19 protein-coding genes are annotated in these 18,953 nt (G+C 64.3%); 7 read left to right on the forward strand and 12 right to left on the reverse strand.

The genetic code is table 11. The features are described 5' to 3' along the window. Positions 1 to 96: 96 nt before the first annotated feature. Positions 97 to 1,188, reverse strand: a complete 1,092-nt coding sequence (locus AC07N6_RS20105) for a tartrate dehydrogenase (protein WP_494782184.1) — start codon at positions 1,186 to 1,188, stop codon at positions 97 to 99. A gap of 110 nt (positions 1,189 to 1,298) precedes the next feature. Between AC07N6_RS20105 and AC07N6_RS20110 the strand changes: the two genes are divergently transcribed. The 4 genes from AC07N6_RS20110 to AC07N6_RS20125 all read left to right on the forward strand — a co-directional run bounded on the left by AC07N6_RS20110 (position 1,299) and on the right by AC07N6_RS20125 (position 4,609). After that, positions 1,299 to 2,222, forward strand: coding sequence for a LysR family transcriptional regulator (locus AC07N6_RS20110; RefSeq protein ID WP_494782185.1), 924 nt, complete (start codon positions 1,299 to 1,301; stop codon positions 2,220 to 2,222). A gap of 85 nt (positions 2,223 to 2,307) precedes the next feature. Next, the gene (locus AC07N6_RS20115; protein ID WP_141912883.1) at positions 2,308 to 2,508 is read left to right on the forward strand and encodes a type II toxin-antitoxin system VapB family antitoxin; all 201 of its coding nucleotides are present in this window, start codon (positions 2,308 to 2,310) and stop codon (positions 2,506 to 2,508) included. A gap of 8 nt (positions 2,509 to 2,516) precedes the next feature. Next, positions 2,517 to 2,891, forward strand: coding sequence for a type II toxin-antitoxin system VapC family toxin (locus tag AC07N6_RS20120; protein WP_494782186.1), 375 nt, complete (start codon positions 2,517 to 2,519; stop codon positions 2,889 to 2,891). 44 nt (positions 2,892 to 2,935) lie between these two features. Then, positions 2,936 to 4,609, forward strand: coding sequence for a Na+/H+ antiporter (locus AC07N6_RS20125; protein ID WP_494782187.1), 1,674 nt, complete (start codon positions 2,936 to 2,938; stop codon positions 4,607 to 4,609). Between the two features lie 74 nt (positions 4,610 to 4,683). Here AC07N6_RS20125 and AC07N6_RS20130 read toward each other — a convergent pair whose 3' ends face one another. From AC07N6_RS20130 to AC07N6_RS20155, 6 genes are all read right to left on the reverse strand, one after another. Further along, a complete protein-coding gene (locus AC07N6_RS20130) occupies positions 4,684 to 4,950 on the reverse strand; it encodes a hypothetical protein (RefSeq protein ID WP_494782188.1) in 267 nt (88 codons plus the stop codon). 217 nt (positions 4,951 to 5,167) lie between these two features. Continuing rightward, positions 5,168 to 5,935 (reverse strand): type 2 periplasmic-binding domain-containing protein, encoded by a 768-nt coding sequence (locus tag AC07N6_RS20135; RefSeq protein ID WP_494782189.1) that lies wholly within the window; start codon positions 5,933 to 5,935, stop codon positions 5,168 to 5,170. Positions 5,936 to 5,952: 17 nt separating this feature from the next. After that, a complete protein-coding gene (locus AC07N6_RS20140) occupies positions 5,953 to 6,726 on the reverse strand; it encodes an ABC transporter permease (RefSeq protein ID WP_494782190.1) in 774 nt (257 codons plus the stop codon). Between the two features lie 225 nt (positions 6,727 to 6,951). Further along, positions 6,952 to 7,956 (reverse strand): ABC transporter substrate-binding protein, encoded by a 1,005-nt coding sequence (locus AC07N6_RS20145; protein WP_494782191.1) that lies wholly within the window; start codon positions 7,954 to 7,956, stop codon positions 6,952 to 6,954. Then, positions 7,953 to 8,726 carry an ABC transporter ATP-binding protein gene (locus AC07N6_RS20150; protein ID WP_494782192.1) on the reverse strand — a complete coding sequence of 258 codons (774 nt, stop codon included), beginning with the start codon at positions 8,724 to 8,726 and terminating at the stop codon, positions 7,953 to 7,955. Before AC07N6_RS20150 ends, AC07N6_RS20145 begins: the two co-directional genes overlap by 4 nt. Before the next feature lie 283 nt (positions 8,727 to 9,009). Next, positions 9,010 to 9,891 carry an NAD-dependent epimerase/dehydratase family protein gene (locus AC07N6_RS20155; RefSeq protein ID WP_494782193.1) on the reverse strand — a complete coding sequence of 294 codons (882 nt, stop codon included), beginning with the start codon at positions 9,889 to 9,891 and terminating at the stop codon, positions 9,010 to 9,012. Between the two features lie 42 nt (positions 9,892 to 9,933). Here AC07N6_RS20155 and AC07N6_RS20160 point away from each other — a divergent pair, with 42 nt between their 5' ends. The 3 genes from AC07N6_RS20160 (at position 9,934) to AC07N6_RS20170 (ending at position 13,179) form a co-directional block, all read left to right on the forward strand. Next, a complete protein-coding gene (locus AC07N6_RS20160) occupies positions 9,934 to 10,977 on the forward strand; it encodes a CDP-6-deoxy-delta-3,4-glucoseen reductase (protein ID WP_494782194.1) in 1,044 nt (347 codons plus the stop codon). 417 nt (positions 10,978 to 11,394) lie between these two features. Continuing rightward, positions 11,395 to 12,597, forward strand: a complete 1,203-nt coding sequence (locus AC07N6_RS20165) for an acetylornithine transaminase (RefSeq protein ID WP_494782195.1) — start codon at positions 11,395 to 11,397, stop codon at positions 12,595 to 12,597. A 96-nt stretch (positions 12,598 to 12,693) separates the two neighbouring features. Next, on the forward strand, positions 12,694 to 13,179 hold the full coding sequence (locus AC07N6_RS20170; protein ID WP_494782249.1) for a C40 family peptidase: 486 nt from the start codon (positions 12,694 to 12,696) through the stop codon (positions 13,177 to 13,179). 36 nt (positions 13,180 to 13,215) lie between these two features. On the opposite strand, the gene AC07N6_RS20175 is transcribed toward AC07N6_RS20170, so the two are convergent. The 5 genes from AC07N6_RS20175 to AC07N6_RS20195 form a co-directional block, all read right to left on the reverse strand. Further along, positions 13,216 to 14,127, reverse strand: a complete 912-nt coding sequence (locus AC07N6_RS20175) for a FadR/GntR family transcriptional regulator (protein WP_494782196.1) — start codon at positions 14,125 to 14,127, stop codon at positions 13,216 to 13,218. 137 nt (positions 14,128 to 14,264) lie between these two features. Beyond that, entirely contained in the window at positions 14,265 to 15,326 is a 1,062-nt protein-coding gene (locus AC07N6_RS20180; RefSeq protein ID WP_494782197.1) for an Ldh family oxidoreductase, read from the reverse strand. A gap of 210 nt (positions 15,327 to 15,536) precedes the next feature. Next, entirely contained in the window at positions 15,537 to 17,033 is a 1,497-nt protein-coding gene (locus tag AC07N6_RS20185) for a tripartite tricarboxylate transporter permease (protein WP_494782198.1), read from the reverse strand. Positions 17,034 to 17,043: 10 nt separating this feature from the next. After that, positions 17,044 to 17,568 (reverse strand): tripartite tricarboxylate transporter TctB family protein, encoded by a 525-nt coding sequence (locus AC07N6_RS20190; protein ID WP_494782199.1) that lies wholly within the window; start codon positions 17,566 to 17,568, stop codon positions 17,044 to 17,046. 136 nt (positions 17,569 to 17,704) lie between these two features. Further along, positions 17,705 to 18,682 carry a tripartite tricarboxylate transporter substrate binding protein gene (locus tag AC07N6_RS20195; RefSeq protein ID WP_494782200.1) on the reverse strand — a complete coding sequence of 326 codons (978 nt, stop codon included), beginning with the start codon at positions 18,680 to 18,682 and terminating at the stop codon, positions 17,705 to 17,707. Positions 18,683 to 18,953: the final 271 nt, after the last annotated feature.

Genomic DNA, 18,953 nt, shown 5'->3' on the forward strand with positions numbered 1-18,953 from the left:
TTGGAATGCGCGCAAAGCTTCCCCCGCGGCGCCTTGCGGCGCCGGCGTTCGGTACATCCGGAGGAAGCGGCGGCCGCGTCGGCCGCCGGCTCGGGCTCAGGCCGCCTGTCGCACTTGCGCGGCCTTGGCGACGAAGCCGCACACAGCCTCGGTCACCTGCGCCGTGGTGGCTTGGCCGCCGAGGTCGCCGGTATGCAGCGCCGGATCGGCGGTGACCGCCTCGACCGCGCGCATGACCTGCGCCGCGGCCTCATGCTCGCCCAGGTGTTCCAGCAGCATCACCACCGACCAGAAGGTGCCGACCGGGTTGGCCAAGCCACGGCCCATGATGTCGAAGGCCGACCCGTGGATCGGTTCGAACATCGACGGGTAGCGGCGCTCGGGATCGATATTGCCGGTGGGCGCGATGCCCAGGCTGCCGGCCAGCGCGGCCGCCAGGTCGGACAGGATGTCGGCGTGCAGGTTGGTGGCGACGATGGTGTCCAGCGTGGCGGGACGGTTGACCATGCGCGCGGTGGCGGCGTCGACCAGTTCCTTGTCCCACTTCACGTCCGGGAACTCCCTGGAAATCTGCAGCGCGATCTCGTCCCACATCACCATCGCATGGCGCTGGGCGTTGCTCTTGGTGACCACGGTCAGCAGCTTGCGCGGACGCGACTGCGCCAGCTTGAAGGCGAAGCGCATGATGCGCTCGACCCCGGCGCGGGTCATCATCGAGACATCGGTCGCGGCTTCGATCGGATGGCCCTGGTGCACGCGGCCGCCGACGCCGGCGTATTCGCCTTCGGAATTCTCGCGCACGATGACCCAGTTCAGGTCTTCCGGCTTGCAGCGCTTCAACGGCGCGTCGATGCCGGGCAGGATGCGCGTCGGACGCACGTTGGCGTACTGGTCGAAGCCCTGGCAGATCTTCAGGCGCAAGCCCCACAGGGTGATGTGGTCGGGGATGTGCGGGTCGCCGGCCGAACCGAACAGGATGGCATCCTTGTTGCGCAGCGCGTCCAGGCCGTCGGCCGGCATCATGGCGCCGGTCTTGCGGTAGTAGTCGCCGCCCCAGTCGAAGTCTTCGAATTCGAAGGCGAACTTGCTGCTGGTGGCGGCCAGCGCTTCGAGCAGCTTGCGGCCGGCGGGAACCACTTCCTTGCCGATGCCGTCGCCCGGGATGGTTGCAATGCGGTATGTCTTCATGTCTCCGGCCTTTCGAAAAATGTATGGGTGACCGGTACTGTATCGACATTGATTGCTAAGAACCGACGCTATACTTAAAGCATTCTTAACTTTAGATTAAAGATAAACCGATGCAGGACACCGTCCTCCCCGCCGACCTGCGCTTCTTCTCCGTGCTGGCCATGGCCGGCAGCCTGTCGGCGGCGGCGCGCGAGATGGGACTGACCACGGCGGCGGTCAGCAAGCACCTGGCACAGATGGAAAGCCGCGCCGGCGTGCCGCTGGTCAACCGCACCACGCGCCGCATGACGCTCACGCCCGAGGGTGAGCTCTACCTGGAGCATGCGCGCCGCATCCTGGACGAGATCGATGAATTGTCGGAGCTGCTGGGCAGCTCCAAGCGTCGCCCGGAGGGTCTGTTGCGGGTCAACGCCACGCTGGGTTTCGGGCGCAGCCATGTGGCGCCGGTGATTTCCCGGTTCGTCAGCGAGCATCCGCAGGTGTCGGTGCAGTTGCAACTGTCGGTGATGCCGCCGCCGCTGACCGACGACAGCTTCGACGTTTGCATCCGCTTCGGCGAACCGCCCGACACCCGCGTGGTGGCGCGCCGGCTGGCGGCCAATGCGCGCCTGCTGTGCGCCACGCCTGGCTATCTCAACAAGCGCGGCACGCCGGTCACTCCGCACGACCTGACCAAGCACAACTGCGTGGGCATCCGCCAGGGCGACGAAGCCTATGGCGTGTGGCGGCTGTCTTCCGGTTCGGGCGCGGCACGCAAGACCGAGACGGTGAAGATACGCGGCAACCTCACCACCAACGACGGCGAGATCGCCGTCAAGTGGGCGCTCGATGGCCACGGCATCCTGATGCGCGCCGAGTGGGACATCCGTCCCTACCTGGAAGACGGCCGGCTGGTGCAGGTGCTGCCGGGCTGGCAAACGCCCAACGCCGACATCTTCGCGGTGTATTCGCAACGGCACCAGATGTCCAACCGCATCCGCAGCTTTGTCGATTTCATTGCGCGGGAGCTGGCGGGGATTTCACCGCAACATTGACATGGCCCCGCTTCCCAATATCAGCCTCTTGCATTCGGTGCTATTATCAGCATCATCAAGCATCAATTTTGATGCAGGAGCCCCTATGCGTACCACTGTCACAATCGATGACGACCTCTACAAAGAGGCCCTTGAATTGGCCGATCCAGCGATGGATAAGTCTGAAATCTTCCGCGAGGCAATCAAGACCTTTGTACGCGTCCACGCCGCCAGGCGTTTGGCCGCATTGGGCGGCGCCATGCCGGATATGCAGGACATTCCTCGCAAGCGCGGGGAAGGCTGTTGATGGCCGGGATGGTATTGGTCGACACCTCGGTATGGGTACATCATTTCCGTTACGGAAACGCGGCGTTAAAAGCCTTGCTCAACGCCGACGCGGTATTGACCCATCCCATGGTGCTGCTGGAAATATCCTGCGGCACCCCGCCGGATCGGGCGGCTACGCTCAAGAGCCTGGGCTTTCTGCAGCAGGCGCACTCGGCCGGGTTTAACGAAGTCGCTGCATTCGTGGAAAGAGAACAACTGTTTGGCAAAGGATGCGGGCTGGTCGACCTGGTTCTCCTGGCGTCCACGCTCATTACGCCGGGCGCGCAATTGTGGACGCGCGACAAACGGCTCAGCGAACTTTCATCCCGCTTTGGTTTGGATTACCAACCGCCGTCTCACTGACGCCGGCGCAGCATTCCGCACCGCTCATCCAATATCGCTCAACCATGGAAATCGTCTTCACCGTCCTGATCCTGCTGCTGGCCGTTGCCGTCTCCGGCGTGGCCGCGCGCCTGGTCCCCTTCAAACTGCCGCTGCCGTTGTTCCAGATCGGCCTGGGCGCGGTGCTGGCGCTGCCGCTGTTCGGACTGAAGATCAGTTTCGACCCGGAACTGTTCTTGCTGCTGTTCATCCCGCCGCTGCTGTTTACCGACGGCTGGCGCATGCCCAAGCGCGAATTCTTCCGCCTGGCGCAACCGATCCTGGCGCTGGCCCTGGGGCTGGTGCTGTTTACCGTGGTCGGCGTGGGCTACTTCATCCACTGGATGATCCCGGTGATCTCCCTGCCTTCGGCCTTCGCGCTGGCTGCGGTGCTCTCGCCCACCGACGCGGTGGCGGTATCGTCCATCATCGGCAAGGGCCGCTTGCCGGCCTCGATGCAGCACGTGCTGGAAGGCGAGGCGCTGATGAACGACGCGTCCGGCCTGGTGGCCTTCAAGTTCGCCATCGCCGCGGTGGTGACCGGCACCTTCTCGCTGCTCGACGCCAGCCTGAGTTTCGTCCTGATCTCGGTGGGCGGCCTGGCCATCGGCCTGATCGTCGCCTGGGGATTTGGCCTGGTGCGCCGCAAGATCATCGAATGGGCCGGCGACGAACCCGGCATCCAGGTGGTGCTGCTGATCCTGATCCCCTTCACGGCCTATATCTTCGCCGAACACTTCGGCCTGTCCGGCATCCTGGCTGCGGTCGCGGCGGGCATGCTGATGCCCTACATCGAAACCGCCGGCGGCGAGTCGGCCGCGACCCGCATGCAGGGCCGCAGCATCATGACCATGATGGAGTTCGTGTTCAACGGCATGTCGTTCCTGTTGCTGGGCCTGCAGCTGCCGGGCATCGTCAGCCTCGCCCATGCCGATGCCAAGACCGCCGGCGACGTGCCGGTGTGGTACCTGTTCGCCTACATCCTCGCCATCACCGTGGCGCTGATCGTGCTGCGCTTCATCTGGGTGTGGATCAACCTGCGCATGCGCCGTTTCGCCAACGCAGTGCGCGGCCAGAGCGGGCGCAACCGCAAGTTCGACCTGCGCCTGATCGGCATCACCGCCCTCTCCGGCGTGCGCGGCGCGATCACGCTGGCCGGCGTGATGTCGATCCCGCTGCTGCTCAAGGAGCACACGCCCTTCCCGGCGCGCGACCTGCTGATCTTCCTGGCCACCGGGGTGATCGTCTGCTCGCTGCTGTTCGGCAGCTTCCTGCTGCCGTGGATGCTGAAGGACCTGCAACTGGATGCCGAAGCCAAGCGCCGCCGCACGGAAGAAATGAACGCGCGCATGCGCCTGTCGGAAGCGGCGGTGCGCCGTATCGAGGAAGCCCAGGAACGCATCGGCCACGGCCTGGACGAGTCCGACCTGGCCTTGCTGACCGAAGTCAGCGGCAGCCTGCTGGCAACCTACCGCATGCGCATGAATGCCGAGAGCGATTCGGAGGAGACCCATCGCGCCGCCAACCGCTTCAAGCAATTCGAACGCGAACTGAGGCTGGAGGCGATCCGCGCCGAGCGCATGGAAATCCACTACCTGCGCGCCGAACAGCGCATCAACGACGAAACCTTCCTGATGCTGATCAACCAGATCGACATGGCTGAGACCTGGCTCCTCGGTTCGCTCAACGCCTCGGATTGAGGCGCGCCGGAGCCGGAAAGACAAAAGCCCGCAACGGCATCGCCGTGCGGGCTTTGTTCATGCAGAAGGTGCGTTCAGGCTACCGCGTTCACCGTGGTGCCGATGACTTCGCCATTGGAATTGCGGGAAATCTGTTCGCGGCGGTTGCGCTGTTCAAGTTCAGCCTCGGCGCGCTTCTGGTCGGCCTGGATCTGTTCCTGGCGGCGCTGCTCGGCCTTTTGCGCCATGCGCGCTTCATCGGCCCGGCGCACCGCCTCCGGATCGGTGACCGATGAGGCAGTGGAAGTGGATGTAGATGCGGTGGTGCTGGAACTGGGTACGATTGCGAGATCGACGGACACGCTGGCCTCCTGTTGCTATCGCTGATATTCGGTGCTGGCCACCATGGTACGCCCATTGCCGAACTCTGCAACCTGGCAACAGCATGCATCCGCAAAAAAACTGCGGCATCGATACAGCCTGTTATACGGGAAGCAAGCAAACCCGGGGAAAAGATGCCAAAAGGCAAAGCCGAATTGCCACGATAGCAAGTTGGGCGGAACCGGAAACTCAGTGGCCTCAGTGGCAATCCGGCACGTTCTGGTCCAGGTAAACCTCGAAGGCCACGTTGTTGACCCACTTCTTCCTGACGCCGGCCCAGAAGGCATTGTTCCAGCGGCCGGTCGCCTGCCTGAGCGCGGCCAGATCGGCAGCGTCGGCGCCGCGCACCTTCAACACCAGCGCCTGGCGGCTGGCAGGCGCCAACTGGGCGGAGAATTTCTTCCACTCGGGCAGCTTCAGCAATTCCTTCATCAGGCTGTCGTCATGCACGGCCGCGTCGCATAGTCCGGTGCGCACTGCCAGCAGCGAATCGGCCGGCGCGCGCATCAGCTTCTCGATGGCGCCATAGCGCGAGGCCAGCGTGCCGACGTAGGGCGAACCTTCCGAAACGCACACGCTGCGGCCCTTCAGGTCGTCCCATTTCCTGATGCTGGTGTCGGTACGCATGATGGCCATGCCGCCGGCGCGATAGCCGGTGGGAATGACGACGGTATCGGCATCGCCGGCCTCGCCCTCGGGCGCCAGCGTCAGCGCCACATCGGCGCGGATGCCAGATGCATTTTTCAGGTAAGCGGATTTGATCTTGAACTGCGCGGCGAGATCGTCGGCCAGCACGGTGTCGACGCTCTCGGGCGTGCGGAATTTCATGCCGCCCTTGTAGGCCGGCGGCACGTAATCCAGTCCCACGCGCAGGATGCCGGCCTGCCTGGCCGCATCGAGCACGCCCGCCTGCACACTGCCGCAGAGCAGCAGCAAGAGCGGGAAGAACAGGCGTGCGGGCTGCATGGCGGAAGACTTAGACCTTAGACGTATTGGTAGCGCAGCAGGCGATGCTTCAGCTTTTCCAGGATCACCTGGTCGATCAGCGCGGCGAGAATGGCGATGGTCAGGATATTGGCCATCACCCCCACCATGTCGGCGGTTTCGCCGGAATACGCCAGGGTGCGGCCCAGCCCCTTGCCGAAGCCGACCAGCATCTCGGCCGAGATCAGCGCGCGCCAGGCGTTGCCGAAGGCCAGTTGGGCGCCGGTGATCAGTTCCGGCATCACCGCCGGCAGGTAGACCCGGCGCAACAAGCCCAGGCGCGAGGCGCCCATCACGCGCGCGGCCGATACATGCACCTGCTGCACGCTTTCGGTCGCGTTCATCACCGACAGCGCGGCCGGGAAGAACGCGGCGATGGCCACCACCACCACCATCGGCAGGTTGCCGAACCCCATCAGGATCAGGAACAGCGGCACCCAGGCGATCGACGGGATCGATTGCAGGATCACGATGGCCGACTTCAGCACCTCGCGGAAGAAGAACAGCACCGCGCCGACCAGCCCGAAACCGATCCCCAACAGCAGCGCCGAGCCATAACCCAGCCCCAACCGGTACAGGCTGCCATACAGCGCCAGCCGGAAGTTGCTGGACTGCACTTCCTCCCACAGCCGCACCACCACCGACGGCACCCCCGGCATCAGGAACGACGGCAGCGACCACGCGGCGATCTGCCACATCAACAGGATGAAAGCGATCGCCAGCACCATGGCGAGTTTCTTGCGGAGACCGGTAACGCGACGTTGAGAGCTCATAACGCTTGACGCTTATAAATGACGATGGCCGGAAACCTCCGGCCGGTGAAAAACTTCAACGATACGCAGCGAGCGAAGCAAAGCTGCGAACCAAAAAATAAATCAGCTCTGTGCTGTGAGTGGGAAGCGTAGCGAGCAGCCCGAGGTCGCTTCGAGAAGCGCAGCCGTACGAGATGTACGGCGAGCATCACAGGAGCGAGATCGGGTTGCGCAGTAGCTTCCCGCTTACAGCTTACGCGCAGTTTGCCAGGACAGGTCGGTGATGGTGTTGACGTCGAACGGCTTGCCGTCACGCGTCTTCAAGGCGCCCTGCTCTTGCAGGATGTTGGAAATTTCCTGCATGCGGTCCTGGTCCTTCTTGGAGATCTTGGGGGTGAAGGTCTGGCTCTTGATGGCGTCGCGGATCACGTCTTCGCGCAGCACTTCGCCATGCTTGAGCGTCTTCAGGGTCGGCTCGGCGATGAAGTAGCCGGCGATCAGCTTGGACGCTTCGGCCGGCTTCTTCTGCAGCAGCGCGATGGCGTCGCGCTGGGCATCGAGCGACTTCCACACGGCGTCGCGGCGCTTCTTGAGCGTATCGCCCGAGGTAATCACCACCATGCAGGGGAAAGGCCAGACTTCGCCGATTTCATAGATCTGCTTGACCGGCGCGATCAGTTGCGCGATGCGCGCCTGCGGCTCGAACAGGAAGGCGGCGTCGACACGCTTGCCCACCAGCGACTGCACCGCCACCTGCGGCGACACGCCCATCACGTTGACGTCGTCCGGCTTGATGCCGGCATCCCTGAACACCACGCCCTTCAACACGGTGTCGGCGGTGCTGCCCTCGGCTTGCGAGGCCAGGGTCTTGCCCTTGAGGTCGGCCACCTTGTTGATGCCGGAGTCTTCACGCGCCACCAGCGCGTGGTAACCCAGCTGCGCGCCGCCCACCACCTTCAGGTCGGCGCCCTTGGAGGCCCAGGCCACGGCGTTGGAGAAGCCGAACACGCCGCTGTCGAGCTGGCCGCCGACAATCGCCTTGACCAGGTCGGTGCCGGACTTGAATTCGATCAGTTCCACATCCAGGCCGTACTTCTTGTACAGGCCGGCTTCATAGGCGGCCATGGCTTGCGCGTCGTCCATCACGCGCAGGTAGCCGATCTTGAATTTCTCCAGCGCCAGCGCGTTGTTGGTGAACGCCAATGCGGCCAGGGCGGCCAGCGCAGGTACCAGGATGCGTGCGAGTTTCATACTCCAACCCCTTCTAGTGTTTTGGAAAAATCATCCTGTTCGGCATGGATGCCGAGCAGGCAAAGGATCTCGCGGCGGACGGCCGCGAATTCGGACAGGTCGTGCGTCTTTTCGTGATGCACGAGATTGAATTCCTTGAGCACCTTGGCCGGACGCGGGCTGAACACGAAGATGCGGTCGGCCAGGAACAGCGCCTCATCGACATCATGGGTGACCAGCAGCACGGTCGGCCCCTGCTGGCGGATCAGGTCGCGCAGCGCATCTTGCAGCGTCATGCGGGTGAGCGCGTCGAGCGCGCCGAAAGGCTCGTCCAGCAGCAGCGCCTTCGGCTGCGAAATGAAGGCGCGCGCCAGGGCCGCGCGCTGGCGCATGCCGCCCGAGACCTGGTGCGGGTAATACGATTCGAAGCCCTTGAGCTTGACGTTCTCCAACCACACGCGCGCCTGTTGGGCTGCCTTGTTCTTGTCGACCTGCTGGAATTCCAGCGCCAGCGCCACGTTCTGCTCCAGCGTGAGCCAGGGGTACAGGGCGTTTTCCTGGAACATCAAGGTCCGTTCCGGATGCGGCGCCTTGATTTCCTGGCCGTCGCCGGTGACCGAGCCCGAGCTGACCTTTTCCAGGCCGGCGGCAATGTGCAGCAGGGTCGACTTGCCGCAACCGGAAGGGCCGACCAGCGCGACCAGTTCGCCCGATTCGATATCGCGGCTGAATTCGTCGATCACATGCAGGCCGCCGAAATGCTTGGCGACGTTCTTGAAAGATAGCTTCATGTCGTCCCGCGGCGCGTGGGCAGCCGCTGCAGTGGATAGGATTGGTTGGGAAGGAGGATAACTGGCGAGCGGTCCGGCGATGTCTTGCGCGGCGCCGATGCCCCGCGGCCTGTGGCCGTCTTGTCTGGCATGCGGACAAAATCCCCATTTATTTCACGTTAGCGCTGGACTTTACTGTTGCTGCCAATGCAAGACAACTACTTTAAATTCTTATGCTTATTCGAAATCCGAATAAGGAGGACTCAAAAATTGCATAAAGAGAAAAGGATTCGCCAATGTGCCATCAAGCCGGCTCGATCCCCCGCTTCGCCAGGAGCGCCTGCACGCTGGGGTAATCCAGCCGCACCCCCAGCTCCTGCTTGAGGCGCCGGTTATCCAGCCGGCGCGATTCCGACATGAACGACAGCATCATCGGCGATACGCTGCGTTCCATCTCACTCCGGGGCAAGCGGGGCGGACGCGGGAGCCCGACGGCATCGGCCACGGCGTCGAAGTAGTCGGCCATCTTCAGCTCGGTGTCGTCCACCGCATGGTAGATGCGGTTGGGCGAACCGCGCCGCATGGCCGCCAGCGCCGCGCGCGCCAGGTCGTCGGCATGGATATGGCTGGTATAGACATCGTCGGCGGCAAGCAGCGCGGGCGTGCTCTTTTGCAGGCGCTCGACGGGCAGCCGGTCGGCCGCATAGATACCGGGCACGCGCAGGATGGACACGCGCGCGCCGCAGCGCCTGGCCCAGGCGCGCAGCACGTTTTCGGCATCCACCCGGCGCACCGCGCGCGCATTCTGCGGCCGCACCGGGCGGGTTTCGTCAAACCGCTCGCCGCCGCAATCGCCGTAGACGCCGGTGGTGCTGATATAAACCAGGCGCGTGCCCTCGGGTAAAATGGCGGCCAAATTGCGGGTGCGGCGGTCGTGCCGGCCGGCCGACTGCGGCGGCGCCAGGTGCACCACGGTCGGCGCCAGGCGCGCCAGCCGGCCCAGCGTATGCGGCCGGTCGAGGTCGGCCACGATGGGAACGGCGCCGGCCGCACGCAGCTCTGCGCAGCGTTGCGGGTTGCTGGTGACGGCCAGCACGCGGCAGCGCGGCAGCAGCAGCGGCAGCAGGCGCAGGCCGACATCGCCGCAACCCAGTATCAGAACGCGTGGCAAACCCAGTTTTTTCACAGTTTTATTAACCTATTTTCCTTAGTCCAGAAGCGCAATTGTATGAGTTTCCAAGTCACAGTCCAGCCAAGCGGCCGCCAATTCACCTGCGATGAAGGCGAAACCATCCTCAATGCGGCCATCCGCGCAGGCGTGGGCCTGCCCTATGGCTGTAAAAACGGCGCCTGCAGCTCGTGCAAGGGCAAACTGGTCTCCGGCCAGGTCGAGCACGGCCCGCACCAGGAGCGCGCGCTGTCGGCCAACGACGAGAAGCTGGGATTTTCGCTGTTCTGCTGCGCCAGGCCGCAGTCGGATGTGACCATCGAAGCGCGCGAAGTGGCGGGCGTGGGCGAATTCCCGATCCGCAAGCTGCCGGTGCGCGTGGCCGCGCTGGACAAGAAGGCCGACGATGTCATCGTGCTCTCGCTGCAATTGCCGGCCAACGACCGCCTGCAGTACAAGGCCGGCCAGTACGTCGAGTTCCTGCTGCGCGACGGCAAGCGCCGCAGCTACAGCATGGCCAACGCGCCGCACAAGGATGAGCACATGAGCCTGCACATCCGCCACCTGCCGGGCGGCCTGTTCACCGACCAGGTGTTTTCCACGATGAAGGAACGCGACATCCTGCGCATCGAAGGCCCGCTGGGCACCTTCTTCCTGCGCGAGGATTCGGAAAAGCCGATCGTGCTGCTGGCCTCGGGCACCGGCTTCGCGCCGATCAAGGCGATCGTCGAGCAGCTCGAGCATGCCGGCTCGCAACGCCCGGTCACGCTGTACTGGGGCGGCCGCCGCCCGCAAGACCTGTACATGAACGAACTGTGCGAAACATGGGCGCGCACCCTGCCCGCCTTCGCCTATGTGCCGGTAGTGTCCAACGCGCAGCCGGAAGACAGCTGGAGCGGTCGCACCGGTTTCGTCCACCAGGCGGTCATGGCCGACTTCCCGGACCTGTCCGGTCATCAGGTGTATGCCTGCGGCGCCCCCATCGTGGTGGAATCGGCGCAGCGCGACTTCGTGGCCCAGTGCAAGCTGCCCGAAGACGAGTTCTACGCCGACTCCTTCACTTCCGAGGCCGATCTGGCCAGCAGCGTACCGGCCGCGAACTGAGGCGGTACAAGCCCCGGCCAGGCCCGCGCGTGTCACGCCGCCGTCATGCGCGTTTGCGATCATGGCACCAGTCGGTGCCGTCTCCGGAAAAGGCGTGGCGCGGCGGCAGGCGACGCAAATGCAACGCTTGCCGGATTCAGGCAAAATGACGGTCAATTCTTTTTGACGCTGTGCGCAAAACGTCCTAATATTGACCGCATGATCGCCAACGCCACATTTTTACGACGTCGCAGCCAACCTCAAGGAGGTTTGCTGCTGTGCGCGTGAAATGAAACGAATCGCGAAGCCACAGGCAAACCCTGTGGCTTTTTTTTATCCGCCATTTCGGGTTGCCGTGCGCTTTCCACCGATCCTTTAAGTTTCAGGCCGGTCTGCCCCGCACCATCCCCATCCACCCATTCTTGCAGGAGCCCATCGATGGAATACAAAGATTTCGACAGCAACAAGCTGATGTACGTCACCAACCGCCCCGAACTGGTGTTTACCGAGGGTGACGGCATGTGGCTGACCGACCACAAGGGCAAACGCTACCTGGATTACCTGCAAGGCTGGGCGGTCAACGCGCTGGGCCACTCGCCGCAATGCATCCAGGATGCGCTGGCGGCGCAATCGAAGAAACTGCTCAATCCCTCGCCCGCGTTCTACAACGCGCCGTCGATCGAGCTGGCCAACCTGCTGACCGCCAACTCGGTGTTCGACCGCGTGTTCTTCGCCAACAGCGGCGCCGAAGCCAACGAAGGCGCCATCAAGCTGGCGCGCAAATGGGGCAAGAAGAACCCGGCCACCAACGGCGACGCCCGCTTCGAGATCATCACCTTCAAGCACAGTTTCCACGGCCGCACCATCGCCACCATGTCGGCCAGCGGCAAGGACGGCTGGGACACCATGTTCGCGCCGCAAGTGCCAGGCTTCCCCAAGGCCACGCTGAACGACCTGGCCAGCGTCGAGAAGCTGATCACCAAGCACACCGTAGCCGTGATGCTGGAGCCGGTGCAAGGCGAAGGCGGCGTGATCCCCGCCACCCGCGAATTCATGCAAGGCCTGCGCCGCCTGACCAAGCAGGCCAACCTGCTGCTGATCGTCGATGAAGTGCAAAGCGGCATGGGCCGCACCGGCGAACTGTTTGCTTACCAGCTCTCGGGCATCGAGCCCGACATCATGACGCTGGGCAAGGGCATCGGCGGCGGCGTGCCGCTGGCGGCGCTGCTGGCGCGCGAAGACATCGCCTGCTTCGAAGCCGGCGAACAGGGCGGCACCTACAACGGCAACCCGCTGATGACGGCGGTGGGCGTGGCGGTGATCAATGAACTGTTGAAGCCCGGCTTCATGGAAACCGTGCGCGAACGCGGCCAATACCTGCGCGAACGCTCGCTGGCGCTGTCCGAGAAGTACGGTTTCGAAGGCGAACGCGGCGAAGGCTTGCTGCGCGCGCTGGATCTGGGTCGCGACATCGGCCCGCAGATCGTCGAGGCCGCGCGCGACATGGGGCCGGTGGGCCTGCTGCTCAATTCGCCGCGCCCCAACCTGCTGCGTTTCATGCCCTCGCTCAACGTCAGCCGCGACGAGATCGACCAGATGTTCTCCATGCTGGAAGAGGTGCTGGCCAAGATCGGGCAATAAGCCATGCGGGCGCGTCGTTTGGTCTTGGGAATGTCCGATCCGGCGGCTTTGCCGCCGGCGTCCGCGATCCCGGCCGCGACGCGCCCGGCCGGCGCCATGGCGGCGCTGTGCCTGGCCTTGGCGCTGGCCGCATGCAGCACGGCGCCCCCGGTCGAACGCCTGCCGGGCGCCCCGGAATCGAATACGCCGGCGCTGCCGGCATCCGACGCCGGCAATGAAGTCGCCATCTACGCCCTCTCGCTGATCGACACCGGCTACCGTTTCGGCGGCAAGAACCCCTCGGCCGGCCTGGATTGCAGCGGCATGGTGAGCTACATCTTCGGACAGGCCGCCAACTACAAAATCAGCGGCAGCGCCGCCGATATCGCCCGCAGGGGCCGCCAGATCGATGCCAGCCAATTGCGCGCCGGCGACCTGGTGTTCTTCAACACCATGAACAAACCCTTCTCGCACGTAGGCATCTACCTCGGCGACGGCCGTTTCGTGCATGCGCCATCGACCAACGGCCGCGTGCACATCACGCGCATGGACAACCCTTACTTCGCCAAACGCTTCGAGATGGCGCGCAGCTATTTCAACTGAAGCCGCCGCGCTCCTTGCGGGCGGAATGGGAAAGGATCAGGCCGGCAATTTGCGCACGGCGCGCACGCGCGGCTTGGCGGCGGCAGCGCCGGCTTTGGATTTTGATTTGGATTTGGCGGCGATCCTGGATACCGGCGTCTTGGCCGCGACCTTTCCCGCGACCTTGCCCGCTACCCGCTTGCGTCCGGGCGCCTTGCCGGCGGCCTTGGCGTCGCCCGCTTCGGCGGCATCGCGCTTTTCCTGGCTGCCGTATTGCGCCGTCAGGTTGGCGCTGTAACGGGTGAACGAGATATCCATGTGCCGCCGCATCGCCTCGCGCGCCTGCTCGGGGTCGCGCGCATGCAGCGCCTTCATCACCCGCGAATGCTCCTCGATCGCCTCATACCACACCACCTTGCTGTCGAAATGGCTGTGCAGGCGCTTGAACAGCGGCCCCAGGCGCGCATCGAACAACTGCGTCACCAGCCCCACCAGCACGCTGTTGCCGGTGGCTTCGGCCACCCGGATATGGAACAGGCGATCGGCCTGCAAGGGGTTGATGCCGGCATTGGTATGTTCGATCATCAGCTGGAAGGCTTGCTCGATGGCTTCGATCTGCTCCTTGCTGGCATTGCCGGCGGCGGCATAAGCCACCTCGCCTTCGATCATCTCGCGCGCACTGATCAGTTCCAGCGGCCCCTCTTCGCTGGAGAGGTCGATCTGCCCTTCGCGCGGCGCCGGCGGGCAGACATAGATGCCCGACCCCATGTGCACTTCGATATAGCCTTCGACTTCCAGCGCGATCAGCGCCTCGCGCAACGAAGGCCGGCTCACGCCGAGCTGCACCGCCAGGTCGCGCTCCGACGGCAACCGCGAGCCGACCGGAAATTCGCCGTCGACGATCAGTTTGCGCAACTGGTCGCTGATCTGCCGGTATAACCGCTGCGGCTCAATCGCTTCTATGGGCATGGATGAATCCGATCAAGTTTTTATCTGCCTGGAAACCGCATGCAGCCTCCCATGCGGCTTCCCATTCAGCTTCCTTTTATGACGCCGGATTGTATCTCAGGCCCGGCAGGTCTCCACCGCACCGGGCCGTTTTTCCATCAGGCCAACGCCGCTGGGAACGCAAGGCCATAAGGCCCGGCCGCATCGCGCAGCATGGGCGCGATGGTCGGATGCAGCGCCACGCCCTCTTGCAGTTGCCGCGCGCGCCGCTGCATGCCGCGGTCGCCCGGCATGCGCACCTGCTCCACGCCGGGACGCGGCGGGTTGCTGCGGCAGGACTCGGCGACAAAATCCATCTGCCGCAGGAAAGCGTCCTGGCCGCCGAACGCCGACGGGTCGTACAGCGACATGAACACGGTCGCGCCCCAGCCCGCCGGCGGATCGGCGCGGCCGAACCCCGACAGCCCGCCGGTCAGCGCCTCGATCAGCACCGCCAGGCCAAAGCCCTTGTGGCCGGCCGACAAGCCGCCCAGCGGCAGGATGGTGCCCGGCGGATCGGCCGCCAGCACCGCCGGATCGCGCGAGGGATTGCCCTGGCCGTCGATCAGCCATTCTTCCTCGAACTGGCGGCCGGCCTTGTGCAGGCGGTTGCTCATGCCGTTGGTGGTGACCGAGGCCGAGATGTCGATCAGGAACGGCGTGCCCGAAGTCGGGATGCCGGCGGCGATCGGGTTGGGCGTGAACACCGCGCGCGTGCCGCCGAACGGCGCCACGCTTTGCACCGCCGGGTCGGAGCTGGCCAGGATCATCATGAAACCCTCCTGGGTGGCGCGCAGCAGGTAGGCCGCCAGGCAGGCGATGTGGTGGCTGTGGTGGATGGTCAGCGAAGCGCTGCCATAGTCGCGCGCCTTGGGAATCAGCGCATCGATGCCCTGGTGCACCAGCCACGGCCCCGGCAGCCGGCGGCCGTCCCAGGCCAGCGCGGCGGCGCGTTCGGACAGCACTTCCGGCTGGCCGCTCTTGGCCATCGCGCCTTTTTCCAGCTCCTTCACATACGGCGCCAGCAGCGCCAGGCCGTGGGTATCGTGGCCCAGCAAGTCGCCGTCGACCAGCGTCGCGGCGACGCTGTCGGCCTTGGGCGCGTCCAGTCCGGCCTTTTGCAGCAGGTCACTGGCGAAGCGCGTCAGTGCGGCAGCGGAAAAACGTTCGGGTGAAGCCATTGAAACAACCATCCTTTCATTGGGTGAAATAAAAAACAACCGTCAAACCGGTAATGCTGTTCAGTTAAGCCTTCCATCTGCAAATCGTCATCCCGGCGAAGGCCGGGATCCAGTGTCTTTCGTCGTGCCTCAATGGCCGTTGAACGACGCTGGACCCTGACCTTCGTCAGGGCGACGGAGAAATTTCGGCTTCACTGAACGGCATTACCGTCAAGCCGGCGCCATCGTCCTCTTGCGCAGCATCTTCAGCGCGAACGGCAGCAGCCACACGATGATGGTGATCACGCCCAGCGTGCCGGCAATGGGCCGGCTGAAGAACGCCAGGAACTCGCCGTCGGCCTTGATCATCGAGGTCACGAAATGCTCTTCCAGCATGCCGCCCAGCACCACGCCCAGCACCGCCGGCGCGACCGGGAAGCCGTTCTCTTCCATGAAGTAAGCCAGCATGCCGAATACCAGCATGATGCCCACATCGGTCACGCTGTTGTTGGTGGCATAGGAGCCGACGATGCAAAACAGCAGGATCAGCGGCATCAGGATGCCGCGCGGGATGGTCAGGATGCGCTTGGCCATCTTGATGCACCAGAAGCCCAGCGGCAGCATCAGCAGGTTGGCCAGGATGAAGACGATGAAGATCGCGTACATCGACACCGGGTTCTCGACGAAGATCATGGGGCCGGGGTTGAGGTTCTTCATGTACAGCACGCCGATCACGATGGCGGTGATGGAGTCGCCCGGGATGCCGAACACCAGCGCCGGGATCCACGCCCCGGCCAGCGCCGAGTTGTTGGCCGCGCCGGACTCGACGATGCCTTCCGGATGGCCGGTGCCGAACTTCTCCGGCTCCTTGGACATCTTCTTGCTCATCGCATACGACATCCAGGCCGCGATATCGGCGCCGGCGCCCGGCAAGGCCCCCACCAGCGTGCCCAGCACGCTGCCGCGCCAGACCGAGCGCGGATACTTCAGCATCAATCCCCACATGCCCTTGAAGACATTGCCGACACGGCCATCGGCGATCTTCATCGAAAAATCCTTCGACACCGCGAAACGCAGCACCTCGGACATGGCGAACATGCCCACCATCAGCGGCACCAGCGACACCCCGCCCAGCAGGTCGGGCTGGTCGAAGGTGAAGCGCGGCACGCCGGCCGGGTTGCCCATGCCGACCGAGGCGATGAACATGCCCAGGAACAGCGAGACGAAACCCTTCAGGGGATTTTCGGAAGCGATGAAGATGGCGCAGGTCAACCCCAGCAACACCAGCCAGAAGTACTCGAACGAAGAGAACTTCAGCGCCAGCTCGGCCAGCATGGGCGCCGCCAGGATCAGCACCACGGTGCCGAACAGGCCGCCAATGACCGAGAACACCAGGCTGGCGCCGAGCGCGATCTCGCCCTGCCCCTTCATGGTCATGGCATAGGCTTCGTCGGTATAGGCCGCCGACGACGGCGTGCCGGGAATGCGCAGCAGGCAGCCCGGAATGTCGCCGGAAAAGATCGCCATCGCGGTGGCCGACACCATGGCGGCGATGGCCGGCACCGGCGGCATGAAAAAGGTCACCGGCACCAGCAAGGCCACCGCCATGGTGGCCGACAGGCCCGGCACCGCGCCCATGAACAGGCCGAACATCGACGATCCGAGGATCACCGCCAGCACATAAGGGTCGAATACGATCCCGAACGCCGCATAGATATTTGCAAGCATGCTGTGCTCCTTACCAGGCGACCGGTTGCAAGACGCCCCAGGGCAAGGGCACCTTGAGCAATTTGTAGAACACGTAGTGGATGCCCAGCGCGCTGGCCAGCGCCACCGGGATTGCCACCGCAATGCGCGTGCGGAAGGTCAGGAACAGCACCATCAGCAACACGAACGCGGTCGGCAGGAAGCCCAGCGGCTCGGAGACCCAGATGTAGAACAGCAGCGCTGCCGGCACCAGCAGGAAGGCGAACACCGCGCGGCGGCTGCGCACCCATTCGGGCACGGTGAACCAGTGCGCGTCCTGGTCGTCGCCGCCGACGGTGGCGATGACCGAAACGTGGGACGCGGCGCTCTTACGCAAGCCGCGCAGCCCACGGATGACCAGCAGCACGGCGCAGATCATGAAGCCGCCGGCCAGCGCCTGCGGGAAGACATGAGGGCCGATGTCCTGCCCCATGGCGGGCAGCGCCGCGGAAGAAACATAGATGGCGACCGCGAAAAGCGCGACCAGCAATCCGGAGAGAGCGTCGTTGATTTTCATGATGGAATCAGTCGTAAGGAGTTTGGCGAAGTGGTTGTCATGGCGGCGAAAGATGGCGCCGAGAGATGGCGCCGCCCTCCGCCATCGCAGGACGCGTGGTCCGGCGATGACGGAAAAGCGGGCGGCAGCGCCCGCATCAGCGCGCCATGCCCAGCGTTTTCAGGATCGCGCCCATGTCGGCATCGCTCTTGTCCATGAATTTGCCGAACTCGGCGGAGTCGGCATACATCACGCCGAAACCGCGTCCGCTCATGAAGTCCTTGTACTCCTTGCTGTCATAGATCTTCTTCAGGCTGGCCGCCAACTTGGTCGAAATATCGGCCGGCAGCCCCTTGGGCGCGACGATGCCGCGCCAGGCGCCATTGGTCCAGCCGCTGCCGGTCAGGCTCTTGAGCGTGGGCACCTTGGGATACAGCGCCGCCGGTTCGTTGGCCATGATCACCAGCGGCGTCGCCTTGCCGGCATCGACCAGCGAACGCGCCTCGGGCAACGATGCCGCCACGATGTCCACACCGCCGGCAGCCAGGTCGACCATGGCCGGCGCCGCGCCGTTGGAGGGCACGAAGCGCACCGCCGTCGGCGCCAGTTTCAGGTCGTTGAGCATGCCCGCCAGGCCCAGGTGCCAGATGCCGCCCTGGCCGGTGCCGGAAGCCTTGAGCTTGCCCGGATTGGCCTTGATCGCCTTCATCAGCTCATCGAAGGTCTTGTAGGGAGAATCGTGGCTCACGGTCAAGGCCGCCGGGTCGAAGTTCATCAGCGCCAGCGGCGTGAAATCGCGCGGCGTCAGCTTGGTCAGCCCCTGGTGGTGCATCATCGAAATTTCGACCGTGGCGATGCCGATGGTGTAGCCGTCGGGCGCCGCGCCGGCGATCGACTGGTGGCCCACCACGCCGTTGCCGCCGGTGCGGTTGACCACGTTGACCGGCTGGCCGATATCCTTTTCCAGCAAGGCGCCGATGATGCGCGCGGTGGCGTCGGTGCCGCCGCCGGCGCCCCAGGGCACCACCAGCGTGACCGGCCGCTCGGGCCAGGCGGCGAACGCCGGCTGGGCGGCCAGCAAAGCACAGGCCGCCGTCGCGGCCGCGGCTGTCTTGATCAGGGTCCTGCGTGTCATTCTGCGTGTAAAGTTCATGTCTCCTCCGGCGTCAGGGAGCAGAAACGTTTTGGCGTAGGACTTTCCGTTCCTGCATGCTTTACCTGCATGAGAATTCTGGTTGCTGTCTCTTGTGCGCAGGTTCCGGTGCCTTGCTGCTTTTTGTATTGTCTGTCTGCTTATTTCTTGTCGTCGCACTTTGCTGTACGATGATTCAGGGCTGACAGGTAATGTGGTCAGACCACTCGGCTTAGAATTTCATATCCGATAGCGAGTGTCAAGGATGAATCCT

The organism is Herbaspirillum sp. GW821-FHT09A12 (genome assembly GCF_059418325.1).